Origin of the sequence: Actinoplanes sp. SE50/110 (genome assembly GCF_900119315.1) — a bacterium.
Taxonomy (GTDB): domain Bacteria; phylum Actinomycetota; class Actinomycetes; order Mycobacteriales; family Micromonosporaceae; genus Actinoplanes.
The window spans coordinates 8996103-9011157 of the sequence record NZ_LT827010.1 but is presented as its reverse complement, the minus strand read 5'-3'; the positions used below and the strand labels follow the sequence as shown (position 1 = coordinate 9011157).

At 70.4% G+C, this 15055-nt stretch carries 18 protein-coding genes; 9 read left to right on the top strand and 9 right to left on the bottom strand.

Annotated elements, in window-relative coordinates; translation table 11 throughout:
- The first annotated feature begins 22 nt into the window (after positions 1-22).
- The 6 genes from ACSP50_RS40395 (at position 23) to ACSP50_RS40370 (ending at position 5477) form a co-directional block, all read left to right on the top strand.
- Positions 23-709, top strand: coding sequence for a response regulator transcription factor (locus ACSP50_RS40395; protein WP_043516439.1), 687 nt, complete (start codon positions 23-25; stop codon positions 707-709).
- Positions 706-1983, top strand: a complete 1278-nt coding sequence (locus tag ACSP50_RS40390) for a HAMP domain-containing protein (protein ID WP_014695111.1) — start codon at positions 706-708, stop codon at positions 1981-1983. The genes ACSP50_RS40395 and ACSP50_RS40390 overlap by 4 nt, the downstream gene beginning before the upstream one ends.
- A 94-nt stretch (positions 1984-2077) precedes the next feature.
- Positions 2078-2857 carry a lytic polysaccharide monooxygenase gene (locus tag ACSP50_RS40385; RefSeq protein ID WP_014695110.1) on the top strand — a complete coding sequence of 260 codons (780 nt, stop codon included), beginning with the start codon at positions 2078-2080 and terminating at the stop codon, positions 2855-2857.
- The gene (locus tag ACSP50_RS40380) at positions 2854-3432 is read left to right on the top strand and encodes a DUF305 domain-containing protein (protein ID WP_052311843.1); all 579 of its coding nucleotides are present in this window, start codon (positions 2854-2856) and stop codon (positions 3430-3432) included. The genes ACSP50_RS40385 and ACSP50_RS40380 overlap by 4 nt, the downstream gene beginning before the upstream one ends.
- Before the next feature lie 73 nt (positions 3433-3505).
- Complete coding sequence (locus ACSP50_RS40375; protein WP_014695108.1) at positions 3506-4567, top strand: PQQ-binding-like beta-propeller repeat protein; 1062 nt, start codon at positions 3506-3508, stop codon at positions 4565-4567.
- 73 nt (positions 4568-4640) lie between these two features.
- Positions 4641-5477, top strand: a complete 837-nt coding sequence (locus ACSP50_RS40370; protein WP_014695107.1) for a phosphoribosylaminoimidazolesuccinocarboxamide synthase — start codon at positions 4641-4643, stop codon at positions 5475-5477.
- On the opposite strand, the gene ACSP50_RS40365 is transcribed toward ACSP50_RS40370, so the two are convergent.
- From ACSP50_RS40365 to ACSP50_RS40345, 5 genes are all read right to left on the bottom strand, one after another.
- Positions 5478-5774 (bottom strand): DUF3040 domain-containing protein, encoded by a 297-nt coding sequence (locus ACSP50_RS40365; RefSeq protein ID WP_014695106.1) that lies wholly within the window; start codon positions 5772-5774, stop codon positions 5478-5480.
- Positions 5775-5936: 162 nt separating this feature from the next.
- The gene (locus ACSP50_RS40360) at positions 5937-6548 is read right to left on the bottom strand and encodes a malonic semialdehyde reductase (RefSeq protein ID WP_014695105.1); all 612 of its coding nucleotides are present in this window, start codon (positions 6546-6548) and stop codon (positions 5937-5939) included.
- Between the two features lie 57 nt (positions 6549-6605).
- The gene (locus ACSP50_RS40355) at positions 6606-6926 is read right to left on the bottom strand and encodes a helix-turn-helix domain-containing protein (RefSeq protein ID WP_014695104.1); all 321 of its coding nucleotides are present in this window, start codon (positions 6924-6926) and stop codon (positions 6606-6608) included.
- Positions 6927-6984: 58 nt separating this feature from the next.
- Complete coding sequence (locus tag ACSP50_RS40350) at positions 6985-7167, bottom strand: hypothetical protein (protein ID WP_014695103.1); 183 nt, start codon at positions 7165-7167, stop codon at positions 6985-6987.
- On the bottom strand, positions 7164-7451 hold the full coding sequence (locus ACSP50_RS40345; RefSeq protein ID WP_231956817.1) for a hypothetical protein: 288 nt from the start codon (positions 7449-7451) through the stop codon (positions 7164-7166). The genes ACSP50_RS40350 and ACSP50_RS40345 overlap by 4 nt, the downstream gene beginning before the upstream one ends.
- 324 nt (positions 7452-7775) lie before the next feature.
- Between ACSP50_RS40345 and ACSP50_RS40340 the strand changes: the two genes are divergently transcribed.
- On the top strand, positions 7776-8666 hold the full coding sequence (locus tag ACSP50_RS40340) for a helix-turn-helix transcriptional regulator (RefSeq protein WP_014695101.1): 891 nt from the start codon (positions 7776-7778) through the stop codon (positions 8664-8666).
- Between the two features lie 592 nt (positions 8667-9258).
- Here ACSP50_RS40340 and ACSP50_RS40335 read toward each other — a convergent pair.
- Complete coding sequence (locus ACSP50_RS40335; protein ID WP_014695100.1) at positions 9259-9495, bottom strand: DUF397 domain-containing protein; 237 nt, start codon at positions 9493-9495, stop codon at positions 9259-9261.
- A 259-nt stretch (positions 9496-9754) separates the two neighbouring features.
- Between ACSP50_RS40335 and ACSP50_RS40330 the strand changes: the two genes are divergently transcribed.
- Together ACSP50_RS40330 and ACSP50_RS40325 are read left to right on the top strand one after the other, a co-directional pair.
- Positions 9755-10006 carry a hypothetical protein gene (locus tag ACSP50_RS40330; RefSeq protein WP_043513139.1) on the top strand — a complete coding sequence of 84 codons (252 nt, stop codon included), beginning with the start codon at positions 9755-9757 and terminating at the stop codon, positions 10004-10006.
- A gap of 28 nt (positions 10007-10034) precedes the next feature.
- Complete coding sequence (locus tag ACSP50_RS40325; protein WP_231956816.1) at positions 10035-10373, top strand: hypothetical protein; 339 nt, start codon at positions 10035-10037, stop codon at positions 10371-10373.
- Between the two features lie 342 nt (positions 10374-10715).
- Here the strand turns inward: ACSP50_RS40325 and ACSP50_RS40320 are convergent, their stop codons facing one another.
- From ACSP50_RS40320 to ACSP50_RS40310, 3 genes are all read right to left on the bottom strand, one after another.
- Positions 10716-11480: an SAM-dependent methyltransferase gene (locus ACSP50_RS40320; RefSeq protein WP_043516434.1), complete on the bottom strand. Its 765-nt coding sequence runs from the start codon at positions 11478-11480 to the stop codon at positions 10716-10718.
- Positions 11481-11607: 127 nt separating this feature from the next.
- Positions 11608-13182 carry a GGDEF domain-containing protein gene (locus ACSP50_RS40315; protein ID WP_014695096.1) on the bottom strand — a complete coding sequence of 525 codons (1575 nt, stop codon included), beginning with the start codon at positions 13180-13182 and terminating at the stop codon, positions 11608-11610.
- A gap of 196 nt (positions 13183-13378) precedes the next feature.
- Entirely contained in the window at positions 13379-14953 is a 1575-nt protein-coding gene (locus tag ACSP50_RS40310; protein WP_014695095.1) for an MDR family MFS transporter, read from the bottom strand.
- Positions 14954-15055 lie beyond the last annotated feature (102 nt).

Genomic DNA, 15055 nt, shown 5'->3' with positions numbered 1-15055 from the left:
ACCTGGTCCTATGGTGTACGCCATGGCGTTGATCCTGTTGGTCGAGGACGACCGCAACATCGCGGCCGCACTGACCCGTGCGCTGACCGATGCCGGGCACGTGGTGCGTGCCGTCGGCCAAGCCGCCCAGGCGCTGAAAATCGTCACCCAGGAACGGCCCGACCTGGTCATCCTCGACCTCGGGCTGCCCGACATCGACGGCACCGACGCGCTGCGGATGATGCGCACCGTCTCCGACGTGCCGGTCATCGTGGCGACCGCCCGGCGCTCGGAGGCGGACATCATCGCACTGCTCAGCGCCGGCGCCGACGACTACGTGACCAAGCCGTTCTCCGGCGGGCACATTCTGGCCCGGATCTCGGCGGTGCTGCGCCGCGCGCGGACCACCACCGAGCAGGCGCCGAATGCGATCACCGTGGGCGAGCTGGTGATCAAGCCACGGCAGCGCCGCGCCGAGCTGCGCGGTGAGCCGCTGCAGCTGACCCGCCGCGAGTTCGACGTGCTGGCCTACCTGGCCGAACGGGTCGGCCAGGTGATCAGCCGGCGGGAGCTGATGAACCAGGTGTGGAACCAGGCCCGGATCGGCGAGGAGCAGACCATCGACGTGCACATCTCCTGGCTGCGCCGCAAGCTCGGGGAGACCGCCGCCAAACCGCGGTTCCTGCACACCGTCCGCGGTGTCGGCGTGATGATGGTCGACCCGCAGTGAGGTGGGCGCTGAACCGCCTCGCCCTGGCCATCACCTCGATGGTGGCCCTGGCGTTCCTGGTCCCGCTGGCCGTGGCGATCTGGCAGATCGCCCACGACAAGGCCGTCTCCGAGGCGCGGCAGCAGGCCACCTCGATGGTGACCGTGCTCGGCGTCAACGCCGACCCGACCGCGCTCACCAACGCGGTGGCCAGCACCTCCGCCGGAAGCGCCGGGCTGCTCGCCGTGCACCTTCCGGGCCTCGACCCGATCGGCACCTCGCATCTGACCGCGACGACCGTCGAGAGCGCCGCGAAACAGCGCCGCTCCGGGACCGTGGCGGCCGCCGGCGGAGTCGCCTACCTGCAGCCCACCGTGCTCACCGACGGCCGGACCGTGGTGGTCGAGGTGTTCGTCACCGACGACGAGATGCGCCGCGGCGTCTGGTCCGCGTGGCTGGCCCTCGGCGGCCTGGCCGTGCTGCTGGTCGGCGGTTCCACGCTGCTCGCCGACCGGCTCGGCGCCCAGCTCGTCCGGGCCACCCGGCAGCTCGCCGCCTCGACCCGCCGGCTCGGCGCCGGCGAGCTCGGCGAACGCATCGAGCCGACCGGCCCGCGCGAGCTGCGCGACGCCGGGCAGGCCTTCAACACGATGGCCGGCGACCTGCGCCGGCTCCTGGACCGCGAACGCGAACTCGCCGCGGACCTCTCGCACCGCCTGCGGACGCCGTTGACCGCGCTCCGCCTCGACGCCGAAGCCATTCCCCCCGGCCCGATCGCCGACCGGATGCGCGACGCGTGCGACCTGCTCGACGAGGAACTCGACGCGATCATCAACGGCGCCCGCCTGGGCGTCGAGGAACGCGGCAAGGAGCAGTGCGACCTGGTCGAGGTGCTGGCCGACCGGCTGGCCTTCTGGTCGGTGCTGGCCGAGGATCAGGAACGCCCCTGGGAGGTGGTCGGCGGGCACGAACCGGTGCCGATCCCGCTGTCGATGAGCGACGTGATCCTGGTGGTCGACGCGATGCTCGGCAACGTCTTCTCGCACACCGACGAGGGGGTGGCCTTCCGGGTCAGCGTCTCCTCCACCGGCTTGCTGGTCGACGATGCGGGGCCGGGGATCGACGACCCGGAAGCGGCGGTACGACGAGGGCACAGCGGCGCCGGGTCGACCGGGCTGGGACTCGACATCGTGCGGCGTGCCGCTGACAACGTACGCGGTCAATTGATCGTCGGGCGAAGCCCGTTGGGTGGAGCCCGCGTCGGATTGCTGCTCACGTCTCCCGCCGGGTCTTGAGGCGGGTTTTCGGTCTCCTTAAGGCTGCGTTATGGCAGCTCTCCCTAATGTTTCGCCCGGTAAGAGAGCCAGGACGAAATGTCTGGAGACCGACATGCGCAGGAAGATCGCCTACCCGCTGGCCATCCTCGGGATGGCCGGATCGACCCTGGTGATCACCTCACCGGCTCTGGCCCACGGCTACGTCTCGTCGCCCCCGAGCCGGCAGGCCCAGTGCGCGGCCGGCACGGTCGCGGACTGCGGCGCGATCCGGTTCGAGCCGCAGAGCGTCGAGGCTCCGAAGGGTTCCCGGGAATGCAACGGTGGCAAGGCCGACTACACGGTCTTGACCGACGACTCGCGCGGCTGGGCGGCGACCTCCGTCGGCACCTCGGTGAAGTTCAGCTGGGTGCTGACCGCCCGGCACCGGACAGCGAGCTGGGTCTACTACGTGGACGGTACCGCGGTCGCCACGTTCGACGACGGGAACGCGATCCCCGAGGCCACGGTCAGCCACACGGTGAACCTCGGCAGGTTTCCGGGGCGGCACACGGTGCTGGCCGTGTGGAACATCGCGGACACGGCGAACGCCTTCTACAACTGCGTGGATCTGAACATCGGCGGCGGAGCTCCGTCCACGCCGGCGCCCACGCCGACGGCCGCGCCCACGCCGACGGCGGCGCCCACCACCGCGGCTCCGACCACCGCGCCGACCGCGACCAGCGCTCCCGCCTCTTCGGCCGGCAGCGGTACGAAGTGGGCGCCGGGCGTCAGCTACAAAGCCGGTGACGTGGTGACCTATCAGGGTGTCTCGTACCGGTGCCGCCAGCCGCACACGTCGATCCACAGCTGGGAGCCGTCCGGGTTCACTCTCGCCCTCTGGCTGCCGCTGTGAGGCGCCACGTCGTGGCCGGCGCGCTGCTCCTCTCGCTGGCGGCATGCGGAACAGCGCCGTCCGCCCCCGCCCCCTCGACCCCCTCGGCTTCCGCGGCGGCCGCCGGCGCGACCTTCAACGCCCGGGACGTGATGTTCCTGCAGATGATGGTCGACCACCAGCAGCAGGGGCTGCGGCTGGCCGCGATCGGCGCCGGCCGGGCCAGCCGCCCGGACGTCGCCAACCTGGCCCGGGCCGTCGACCTCACCGAGACCGACGAGCTCACCATGATGAAGAGCTGGCTCACCGGATGGGGTAGGTCCACCCAGGTGGACAAGCGGGTGAGCGTGCACGCCGACCACGGTGGTCTGCCGAGCACCACCGACGCCGAGATCGAGTCGTTGAAGACGGTGAAGAAGGCGGACTTCGAGACCGCGTTCCTCAACCTGTTCCTGGCGCACCAGCACAACGCCGTGGAGATGGCGCAGCTGGAGCTGGACACCGGCGCGAACGAGCAGACCAGGCAGTTCGCGGAGCGGGTCAAGGAATCCCGCGCCGACCAGGTCCAGCAGATGCTCCGCCTGTTGAACGGTTGATCTCCATCTAACGGATGGCTCGTCTGGCGGGCGGGCCATCCGTTAGTGACGTATTTTTCCTGATATGCAGGTTATGGCGGGTCTTCTGGTCGGCGCCCTCCTCGTCGCGCCCACCTGGGACCATCCCGGATACGACGCCGAGGACAGCTACTTCAACCCGTCCGCGATCGCCGTCCGGCAGCTCACTCCGACCTGGTCGGCGAGCCTGCGCCAGGTCGACGAAAGCTGCTCGGGCTTCTCCGCCCCGATCGTCGGCGACGACCAGGTCTACGTCACCGACCGCGAGGGCGTCTCGAGTTACGGCCTCGACTTCGGCGACCTGCGGATCCGCTTCACGTGGGATTACGCGTACGACAACAGCACGCCGCGGATGGCCCTCGCCGGCGGCCTGCTGATCCTCGCCGACGACGACTGCAATTCGGCGAGCGCCCCGCACGGCCGGCTGACCGCCCTCGACCCGGCCACCGGCCGGCCCCGCTGGGACCACACCGTCGGCCCGATCGTCTCGGCGCTGGTCGACAAGAACGTGATCCTGGTGTCCGGGTCGTCGCCGTCCGACGAGCAGTCCGTCGCCGCCTATCGGGTCAGCGACGGCCACCTGCTGTGGAGCCGGGTCGACTACGCCTCCAGCGGCGTCTCGGCGAACGGCGTCGTCCCGCTGGAGAAGGGCGACACGACCATCGCGGTGGGCGTGTCCACCGGAACGGTGCGCTGGTCGCGACCGTCGCCGGCCCGGGTGCAGGCGGCGAGCCCGCACGCGGACCGCTTCTACGCCACCGACGGATCGGGCGCGCTGCTGGCGCTGGACGCCGCCACCGGGCGCACGGTGTGGACGGCGGCCGGTCGGGCCAGCACGCTGGTCGCCGCCGACGGGACCCGCGTCTACCTCGCCTCCGGCTCGACGGTGACGGCGCTCAGCGCGGCCACCGGCCGGGTGGTGTGGTCCCGCAAGCTGTCCGCGGCGGCCGGCCAGCCGGTGGTGGCGGCCGGCGTCGTCTACACCGGCAGCCGGATCCTGAACGCGGCCACCGGTGTGCCCACCGGCCGGACGCTCGCCGGCCTCGTCACGCCGGCCGGCGACCGCCTCTACCAGGTCGACGGCGCGCGCCTGACCGCGTACGGCCCGGTTGCCTAGTGCCCGGGTTCCCCACGGTCCGGTTCGATAGCGTGGACGTGCACGCCAACCGGCCACAGACATAGGGGAACACGTGGAGCTGCTGCACTCCGGCAAGGTTCGGGACGTCTATGCGGACGGGGGCGACCTCATCCTGGTCGCGTCGGATCGGATCTCGATCTACGACGTGATTCTGCCGACCCCGATCCCGGACAAGGGAAAGATCCTCACGCAGCTGTCGCTGTGGTGGTTCGACCAGCTCAGCGACATCGTGCCGAACCACGTGATCTCCTCGACGGATGTGCCGCAGGAGTGGGCGGGGCGGGCCATCCGGTGCCGGCGGCTGGACATGGTGGCGGTGGAGTGCATCGCCCGGGGGTATCTGGCCGGCTCGGGGCTCAAGGACTATCAGCGGGACGCCGCCGTCTCCGGGGTGCCGCTGCCGCCGGGGCTGGTCGAGGGATCGCGGCTCCCGGAGCCGATCTTCACGCCCAGCACCAAGGAGGCGGTCGGCGCCGGGCATGACCAGCCGATGACCTTCGAGCAGGTGGTGGAGCAGGTCGGTAAGGACCAGGCGGAGGAGCTGCGGCGGATCACCCTGGAGATCTACCGCCGGGGGTCGGAGATCGCGGCCGGCAAGGGGATCCTGATCGCGGACACCAAGATCGAGCTGGGGCTGGCGGACGGTGAGCTGATCCTCGGGGACGAGGTGCTGACGCCGGACTCGTCGCGGTTCTGGGCGACCGAGGAGTGGGCGCCCGGCGACGTGCAGCGGTATCTGGACAAGCAGGTGCTGCGGGACTGGGCGACCCGGGAGACCGACTGGGACCGGACCGAGCCGGGGCCGGACCTGCCGGAGCACGTGGTGCAGGCGACCCGAGGGCGGTATGTCGAGGTTTACGAGCGGCTGACCGGGGACCGCTGGAGCTAGTCAGACGGTGGGCCGGCGGTCGGTGGACGACGGCCACGACGGGGCGTCCGCCGCCCGGCGGCGTTTGCGCAGCAGCCATCCGCCGTACGCGGCGGCCAGCACCGCTTCCAGGGCGCCCGTCCAGCCGCCGTAGAGCAGGCAGATCGGGGCGATCGTCCACAGCAGGATGGTCAGGATCAACCAGCGCCGGCGTTGCCGGGGGTGTATCCGGTCGACCCGGCGGGTAAAGCCCGGGTCGGCGTCCCGCAAGCGGGCCACCATGCCGTCGAATTCCCGCTCTTCCCGCGGCTCGAGCACGCCCCGTCACCTCCATAGCGAGGATGGACGGATCGAAACTACCCCGAACGGGGGGCGGTCAACCCGGAATGCGGCCAGAGCGGCGTTACGGAGTGAGCGAGAACGGACGTATCGCCGCAGGTGGGTCGACGGCCCGGTGGAGCACCGGGCCGCCGAGGAGGCTCAGGCCCAGTGGAGCGTGGTCTCGTGGTCCAGCCGCGGGAGGCGGTCGCGGTACGCGTTCTCGGCCGGGTGGCCGAGGTTGACGACGGCCAGCGACCGGAAGCGGCCGTCCGGGAAGAACTCGGCGTCGACGCCGGCCTTGTCGAAACCGGTCATCGGACCGGCGTGGAGGCCGACCGCGCGGGCCGCGATGATGAAGTATCCGGCCTGCAGCGCGGCGCTGAACGTGCCGTCCGCGATCCGCTTGTCGACGTTGCCCTCGAAAAGGTTCTTGAGCCCGGGATTGTGCGGGAAGACCTGCGGTACGTGCTCGTGGAACTCGGTGTCCAGGGCAAGCACGGCGACCACCGGCGCGCTCTGCGACTTCGCCCGGTTGCCCTCGGCGAGGTGCTTGATCAGCCTTTCCCTACCGTCGGCGGTACGCACGAACAGCACCCGCAGCGGCTGCGTGTTGGCCTGCGTCGGCGGCCACTTGGCCAGCTCCCAGATCTCGCGGAGCTCCTCGTCGGTGACCGGCGTGGGTGCGAAGAAGGAGGCGGTGCGCGCGTCGGTGAACAGGAGGCTGCGGCCCTCGGGGGTCAGGCTCGACCGCGCTTCAGAAAGAGTATCCACTTCTGAAAAGCTAGCTACTAAAGATCAGAAAGCCATGAACGTACGCCGTGAGCTACTTCACCCGGGCAGATGCTGATCGGCCCACCGGGCGATCTGACCCAGCGCCGGCATCAGCGCGCGACTCGCCGCGGTCAGCGAATAGGACACCGTGACCGGCGGCCCGGCCTCCACGTCACGCGCGATCAGACCCGCCTTGGTCAGGCAGGACAGCCGGTTGGAGAGGACCGAGTCACTGATCCCGTCGATCGCGCGGGACAGCTCGCGGAAGCCGGCCGGACCGCCCTCCAGCACGCCGAGCACCTCGGCGTTCCACCGGCGGCCGAGGAACTCGAAGGCGCGGGCCAACCCCGCCGCCGGGGTCTCCTCCACCGCCGTCATGCCGGCAAAGCTACACGGGCCGGGCACCGCCGGATGCCGGTGACCGCGCCGGTCGGACCTAGTGCTGGCTGGCGGTGGCCTGCTCGGGCCAGTGCACGCTCATCTTGCAGTCGCCGCAGGTGAGCTGCTCGCCGCAGGTGGGGCACCAGTCGTTGGTGCGCCGCAGATACCACCCGAGGGCGACCCCGGAGAAGAGGCTCAGCAGGCCGACGATGGCGGCCACGGTGACGGCGCCGGTCATGCCAGCGGCCTTCGCCGGACCAGGCGGAGTCCACGGTTGTCGAGCATCGGGTCATCGTCCTCGCGGGAGGTCACGTAGGGAGCCGTGAAGGTGTCGACGCCGGTGCCGCGATGCGTGCCGGGGTGATACGTCACCGTGACCGCGCGCGGAGAGGCAGCCTCGATCACGCCGGCGCGCCAACCGTCCCGATAGACCCAGACCGGGTCAGCCGGGCGGTAGCTCTCGGCCGGCGCCACATCCGCCGGATCCCGCTGGGGCGGGGTGACCGTCGGTGTGGACGTCATCCAACTCGACATCACGATGCCTCCAAAAGCTATCGAGGCGGCGTCAGGGGCGCTGCGAACGGAGCAGACTGAGCGCAACGGCCGAGCAGCCGAGAATTTTCGGCACGTCGCCATCGCAGCCAGTACGTGTGCGTTAGCAGTCGGTACGTGTCTTTCCGCTATCATGCTCGTCATCAAGTGCGTCCGCAAGGCCGTCTGCACGTGCATCTGAGCGCGCATCGGCTCGGGCCGACTAGGCTGGACACCGTTTCGCGGTAGACGATCTCCGCTTTAGGATGCATGCGGCTGCATTCCGGCAGTCACGACGCGGCGACGAGGAGTCAGGTGAGCGAGGCCACGCAGGAGGATGCGGCGGGCGGCGGCCCGACCGTGCTGCGCATTCTGCTCGGCTCCCAGCTCCGCAAGCTGCGGGAGTCGAAAGGGATCACCCGCGACAAGGCGGGATATGAGATCCGTGCCTCCGGTTCCAAGATCAGCCGTATGGAGCTCGGCCGGGTCAGCTTCAAGGAACGCGACGTCGCCGACCTCTTGACCTTGTACGGGGTGGAGAGCCCCGCCGAGCGCGAAATGCTGCTCAGCCTGGCCCGGCAGGCCAACAGCCCCGGCTGGTGGCAGCAGCTCAACGACGTCCTGCCGTCCTGGTTCCAGGCGTATCTCGGGCTGGAGGCGGCCGCCTCGCTCATCCGCACCTATGAGATCCAGTTCGTCCCGGGTCTGCTCCAGACCCCGGAGTATGCGCGCGCCGTGATCATGCTCGGGCACGCCGGCGCGTCCGCCGAGGAGATCGACCGCCGGGTCGAGGTGCGCCGGCAGCGGCAGCAGATTCTCACCCGTCCGGGTGGCCCGCAGCTGTGGGCGGTCATCGACGAGGCGGTGCTGCGGCGGCCGATCGGCGGGGTCGCGGTGATGCGCGCCCAGATCGAGGCGCTCATCGAGGCGTCCAAGCTGCCGAGCGTGCGGCTGCAGGTCATCCCGTTCACCGCGGGCGGGCACGCGGCGGCCGGCGGCCCGTTCTCGATCCTGCGCTTCCCCGAGCCGGAGCTGCCCGACGTGGTCTACGTCGAGCAGCTGACCAGCGCCATCTACCTGGACAAGCGCGAGGATCTGGATCAGTACGCGATGGCGATGGAGCGGGTCTGCATCGACGCCGATCCGCCGAACGACACCCCGGAGATCCTCGGCAAGCTGCTGCACGAGGTGGGACGGCCGCTCTGAGGCGGGGGCGGACGTGCCCTGTGCGGGGTTGGTGGGCGGGCTTCGGCCCGCCCTGCGTTTTTTAGGTGCTGGGCCGTGTGTGTGGCTTTCAGGGCCTTTGGCGCCCGCCTTCCGTGCCGGGCCGGCTGCCCACCGGCGCCGGTGGCGCGGGATCGGAGCCTCAGCGCGTCGGCATCCGGTGCGCAAGGGGTCAGGCGCGTTGGCATCCGGTGCCCAGGGCGCGGTGCGGCGGCATCTGGTGCCCAGGGCGCGGGTGCGGCGGCATCCGGTGCGGAGGGGGCGGGAGCGGCATCCGGTGCGCAGGGGCGGGCACGTCGGCATCCCGTGCGCTCGGAGGGAGCACGGCGGCGTCCGGTGCGCACGGCGTGGGCACGTCGGCATCCCGTGCGCTCGGAGGGAGCACGGCGGCATCCGGTGCGCACGGCGCAGGCGCGTCGGGGCCGCCTGTTTCGCCCGGCGACGCGCTTCCTGCTTGTGCCGGCCCCGTGTGCGGGCCCGGTGGTACCCGTTGGGTCAGGGCCCGGCCGGTTCAGTCCGGCCGGACCGCTTTCTCTGCACGCCCGGCGACCACGGCCGGGGCGCACCGTGGCCTTCAGGCCACCAGGTTGTCGAAGTCCCCGTCCCGGACCCCGCCGAGAAACGCCTCGATCTCGGCCCGGGTGTAGATCAGCGCGGCACCCTCGGGGTCGCGGGAGTTGCGCACGGCGACGTCGCCGCCGGGCAGGACGGCGCACTCCACACAGTTGCCACTCGGGTTGCTGCGACGGCTCTTCTGCCAGGTCACGCCCTGCAGCTGACCGGCAGGCATGCCGTTGACCACGTAGGTCATTCCAAGCTCCCTCGGTTCGCCCGGGTCGCCGATCGACCCGGGAGGTGTGTCCACATGGCTAATTCCGGCGGGAATGCAAATGCACGTGCATCTGGCCTTGCGTAGTCACGGGATTCTGAGCATGATAACGCACGTGAGTTCATCCGCGGAGGGTTACTCAGAGTTAACTCCGAGGGTGACGGGTCGGTCGCGGAGCGACGTCTGCGGCACCGGCGCAAAAGGCTCCCTGGCGGGGGCGTCCGAGCGAGAGGTGACGAGCGTGTCGATTCCCAACATCGGCCCGGAACATCCCGAACCGGGTGACCCCGGCGCGGCCGACAATCCGCGCCGGGGCAACCCGCCGCCGGTCCATCGCGACCCGGCGATCACCGATGACGTGGTCGCCGCGTCGTCGCGGGCCAGCACGGTGTCACAGCGGTTCGGCGGTGGGCGTTACACACTGAGTCGGCCCGGCGGGGTCTCCACCGCCGAGCCGCCGGCAGAGGAGGATGAGTCCGACGCGGGTGAGTGAGCTCGTTCGGTGTCACGGGCATCGTTCCGTGGCGCATCCGCACGCCCGGTCGAGGTGGATGGCCTCGGCGCCGCGGGTCCGTGACGACCGGCTGCGGCCGAGCCGGCCACGCTGGCCGGTCCACGAGTTCGCCGAGGCCGACTACTGCTACGGCATCGGTCCGATCCGGTTGCGCGTCGTGCGCGTCGACCGGCACCGGCCGATCCCGCACGAGGGCGAGGTCTGGCTCGCGGTGCAGGGCATCGTGGTCGACCCGGACGGCCGCGAGGGCGCGGTGCGCGAGGTGTTGATCCGGGCCGGGTGCGTGCCGGTGCCACCGGTCGGCAAGCGGACCCGGCTGCGGGTCCTGCGGGACACGCCGGTCTGACGGCGGTTCGCGACAGACCAGGTGGCGACGGGGGGTGTCGCGAGATACGCCCGGCAGAGGTCGCCGGTGTACGGCTGAGGCTCGGGTGTCGAGGGACGCCCGTCTGACGCCGGGTGGTTGGCCCGGTTCCCCGTGCTGGGCCACCCACCCGGTCCTACCCGGTAACGGTTGTCCGCCGGGGGTTCGTCAGGGTGTGGGAGTGAGTGGTGGCCGGCGATTCAAGGGGTTGTGCCGCCGGCCGCGGGATTTCACCGAGTGATGCGGATCGGCCCCGCCCGGGCAGTGGGCGGGGCCGATCCTTGTGCGCCTCAGGCGATGTGCGTGGAAGAGCCTGATGGCACGTCAGGGTTTGCGGGCCACCCCGGCCCAGTAGTAGGCCGCCTGCGGATCGTCCGCCTCGATGTCCGGCCGCCATGACGACACCGGCACCAGCCCCGGCTCGAGCAGCTCCCAGTCGCCGAAGAGGCGGGCGACCGCGTCCCGGGTGCGGGCGACCAGCGTCATCCCCGCACCGGTCGCCGCCGCGACGGCCCGGCCGACCTCGTCCGGGTTGAAGTCCGCCGTCGGGTGGGTGATCGCCAGGCAGCTGCCGGACGGCATCGCGTCCCGCAGCGCCGCGACCTTGCCCCACGGATCGTCGTCGTCGGCGAGCAGCATGAGGATGGCGATCAGGGTGAGCCCGACCGGTTTGCTCAGGTCGAGGGTGTCGGTGAGCACCTTGTCGTCGAGGATCGAGCGGGGGTCGCGGATGTCGGCGCTGATGTATTCGCTGCGGCCCTCGGGGCTGCTCAGCATCAGCGCGCGGGCGTGGACCAGCACGATCGGGTCGTTGTCGACGTAGACCACCCGGGTCTCGGGGGCGATCTTCTGCGCGATCTCGTGCAGGTTGGGCCGGGTGGGTATGCCGGTGCCGACGTCGAGGAACTGCCGGATGCCCTCCTTGGCGACCAGGTCGCGGGCGGCGCGGTGGACGAACTTCCGGTTTTCCCCGGCCATGTAGCGCATGCCGGGGATGGCCTGGATCATCGCTTCACCGACGGCGCGGTCGACGGCGAAGTTGTCCTTGCCGCCGAGCCAGTAGTCGTAGATGCGGGCGGAGTGCGGCACGTTGATGTTCACGCCGGGTGGCGCGACCTCGTGGGGTGCGGAGTTGTCACCGTCCTGCACGACCGCCTCCTTGCGCCGGACCGTCGATCTTCGACAGTCCGTCCAGCCTAGCCCCGACGCTTGATCGTTAGGCGGCCGAGAAGTGGTCGACGCAGCCCAGGAGGCCGGCGCCGGAGACCACCCGATCACGTCCGCCCCGCTTGGCAGCGTACAGACGACCGTCCGCAATGGACAGAAGGGGTGCCTGACCGGGTGTGGCCGGCTCGCCGACACCGGCGATGCCGATACTCACCGTGACCGGCAGGTGGCTGGTGATCGGTGCCCAGTGCTGGCCGCGGACGGCCCGGCGGATGGCGTCGAGCACGGTCGCCGCCCGGCGTACCGGAGTGTCGGGGAGGACGACCAGGAATTCCTCGCCACCCATCCGGGCCACGAAACCGTCCGGGCAGGCGGCCGCGACCTCACCGGCCAGCACCTGGGCGACCTGGACGAGCACCCGGTCGCCGACGTCGTGCGAGAGCAGGTCATTGATCTGCTTGAAGTGGTCGAGGTCGACCAGGGCCACCGCCAGCGACCGGTCGGTCTCGATGAGCCCGGGCAACCGCTCGTCGACGTACCGCCGGTTGTGCAGTCCGGTCAGCGGATCGCGCCGGGCCTGCTCCCGGAAGCGTTCCGCTTCCTGCCGGGCCTCGGTCGTCTCGAACATCGCCTGCCGGGTCCGGGCGCGGGCCTCCTTCTGCAGCGACTGCTGCTGGTGGTGCATCTCGAAGAAGTTTTTGTGCGCGTGGAACGCGGCCGCGAAGTCACCGGCCGCGGCGAACAGCTCGGCCTGCTCCTGGAGCACCCGGACCAGGCTCTCGCCCAGGTCACGTTCGATGCAGAGCCGGCGTGCCTCGTCGAGGCTGGCCTGGGCCGGCGCCAGCTCCTCGAGGCCGCGCTGAGCCTGGGCCAGGGTGACCAGGTATTGCGCCATGTCGTTGGCGTCGTCCCATTTGCCCTCGGCGTGCCGGGCGATGCAGATCCGCATCGTCTCGGCGGCGGCCGCGTAGTTTCCGTTGCTGACCTGGATCGAGCCGATCGTGTCGAGGAACGCGGGCTCGAGCGGGATGCCCGATTCGGCGGACAGCTGTTGCAGCCGGTCGGCCAGCGCCTCGGCACGTTCGCGGTTGCCGGTGCTGGCCTCGACGTAGGCGAAGTTGTTCAGCACGCTGGTCAGCGCGGGTGACTGGAGGTGCTGCGCCATCTGCTCGGCCTGCGTGTACCGTTCGCGGGCGGCGTCCAGATCACCGGCGAAGTAGAGTGCGTCGGCCAGCTTGGTCCGGTGCCAGACCTGCATGTGTTCGGTGGCGCTGTCGTCGAGCAGTTCGACGGCGAGCACCGCGTGTTCCAGCCCCTGCTCGGCATCGCCCAGGTGCAGGTGGATGGTGACCCAGACCAGGTGGGTGCGAGCCAGCAGCCGGCGGGCGTCGTGGTCGACCGCCCACTGGTGCACGTGCCAGATCTCCTCGGCGGCCCGGGCCACGTCGCCGCAGCGCATCCGCATGTTGATCTGGCAGAGCCGGGCGCGGGCGGCGAGCAACTCGTCGCCCAGGCCGACGGCGATCCGCTCCAGGTCGATGGTGCGGGCCAGCTCGGCCGTGGCATCCCAGGATCGACGGTCCTCGATGGTGAGGAGGACTGCTGACAGGGTCTCGGCGTCCATCTCGTGCGGTTCTCCTCTCCCAGGTCGCTGGACTGATCGACCGTGCCGCTCCGGGGCTGAGGAAAACGTGGATGATCAGCACTCCGTTATCCGAGGTTAGCTCTCCGTCAACGGAGAGTTTCCGGTTCCGTGCCGTGATCTGAATCGCGGAAAGGGCGCCCGGAGATCCCGGACGCCCGCATAACAGTTGATATGTCTATTTCGCGCCGAGGGCCGCCGGCTCCGGCGTCGCGGCCGGAGCGGCAAGATCCACAGTGCTCCGCAGCTTGGTGGGTTTCATCGCCACCGCCGCGATCACCCCGACCACCGCGATCGCCATCGAGATCAGGAAGATGTGCCCGGTCGCGTCGCCGTACGACACCCGCACGATGTGCTGGATCGCCGGCGGCAGGCTGCCCAGGTTCAGCGCGCTCACCCCGGAGCTCGACTGCCCGGCCGGCACCCCGAGGGCGCTGAGCTGGTCGGTCATCGAGTCGGCCACCCGACGGGCGAGCACCGCACCGAGCACCGACACCCCGATGGTGCCGCCGAGCGAGCGGAAGAACGCCACGGTCGACGAGGCCGCTCCGATGTCCCGGAGCGCCACCGTGTTCTGCACGGCGAGCACCAGGTTCTGCATCGACATGCCGACGCCCGCGCCGACCAGGAACATCGCGATCCCGACGTACCAGAGCGGGGTGTCGTGGTCGAGGACGGAGAGCCCGCCGAAGCCGGCGACCAGGACCAGCGTGCCGGTCACCACGTACGGCTTGATGTTGCCGCTGCGGGTGATCAGCCGGCCGGCGATCGTCGAGGCGAGCGCCAGGCCGAACATCATCGGAATGGTGAGCAGGCCGGCCTTGGTGGGGCTGTAGCCCCGGCCGATCTGGAAGTACTGGCCCAGGAAGACCGCGCCGCCGAACATCGCCATGCCGACCGCGAGGCTGCCCAGGATGGCCAGGGCGGTGGTGCGCTGCCGGACGATCGGCAGCGGAACGACCGGCTCGGCGGCCCGGGACTCGACGAGGGTGGCCAGTGCGAGCAGCACCAGACCGGCGCCGACCATGGCGAAGGTCTGCCAGGAGAGCCAGCCGAACGAGTTGTCCACGAACGACACCCAGACCAGGATGACGCTGACGCCGGCCGCGATCAGGGTGGCGCCCAGGTAGTCGATCTTCACGTCGGCCCGGCGGACGACCGGCAGGTGCAGAGTCCGCTGCAGCACGATGAGCGCGACGATGGCGATCGGGATGCCGATGAAGAAGCACCAGCGCCAGCCGAGCCAGTCGGTGTCGACGATGATGCCGCCGAGCAGCGGGCCGGCGACCGTGGCCAGGCCTATCACGCCGCCGAGGTAACCGTTGTACCGGCCGCGCTCGCGGGGCGGGATCATCGCGGCGATGGCGACCTGGACGAGCGCCTGCACGCCGCCCATGCCGAGGCCCTGGAACGCGCGGGCGGCGATCAGCTGCTCGGTGTTCTGCGTCAGGCCGGCCACGATCGAACCCAGCACGTAGACCACGATCGAGATCTGGACCAGCAGTTTCTTGCTGTACAGGTCGGCGAGTTTGCCCCAGATCGGGGTGGACGCGGTGGCGGTCAGCAGGGTGGCGGTGACCACCCACGTGTACTGCGTCTGGGTGCCGTTGAGCTTGCCGATGATGGTCGGCAGTGCGGTGGAGACGATGGTGGAGCTGGACATCGCGACGAAGAGCACGAGAAGCAGGCCGGAGAGGGCCTCCAGGATCTCGCGGTGGGTCATCGCTCCCGGCTCTGAGCGCGACGCGGACATGGCGGCTCCTCGGGTAGTGGGTTGCACTTCCCACTATCGGCCAGTGTTGCGCACTGGGCAAACTTTCTCACTGGGAAGTGATGCAGGTCGCCGGTAGGCTGC

Bases quoted from the DNA above. Each gene is read 5' to 3' on its own strand.
- ACSP50_RS40395 (WP_043516439.1), top strand. From the start codon at position 23: ATGGCGTTGATCCTGTTGGTCGAGGACGACCGCAACATCGCGGCCGCA.
- ACSP50_RS40345 (WP_231956817.1), bottom strand. From the start codon at position 7,451: ATGACGTCCACACCGACGGTCACCCCGCCCCAGCGGGATCCGGCGGAT.
- ACSP50_RS40315 (WP_014695096.1), bottom strand. From the start codon at position 13,182: ATGGACGCCGAGACCCTGTCAGCAGTCCTCCTCACCATCGAGGACCGT.
- ACSP50_RS40350 (WP_014695103.1), bottom strand. From the start codon at position 7,167: ATGACCGGCGCCGTCACCGTGGCCGCCATCGTCGGCCTGCTGAGCCTC.
- ACSP50_RS40385 (WP_014695110.1), top strand. From the start codon at position 2,078: ATGCGCAGGAAGATCGCCTACCCGCTGGCCATCCTCGGGATGGCCGGA.
- ACSP50_RS40355 (WP_014695104.1), bottom strand. From the start codon at position 6,926: ATGACGGCGGTGGAGGAGACCCCGGCGGCGGGGTTGGCCCGCGCCTTC.
- ACSP50_RS40375 (WP_014695108.1), top strand. From the start codon at position 3,506: ATGGCGGGTCTTCTGGTCGGCGCCCTCCTCGTCGCGCCCACCTGGGAC.
- ACSP50_RS40310 (WP_014695095.1), bottom strand. From the start codon at position 14,953: ATGTCCGCGTCGCGCTCAGAGCCGGGAGCGATGACCCACCGCGAGATC.
- ACSP50_RS40335 (WP_014695100.1), bottom strand. From the start codon at position 9,495: ATGACCTACGTGGTCAACGGCATGCCTGCCGGTCAGCTGCAGGGCGTG.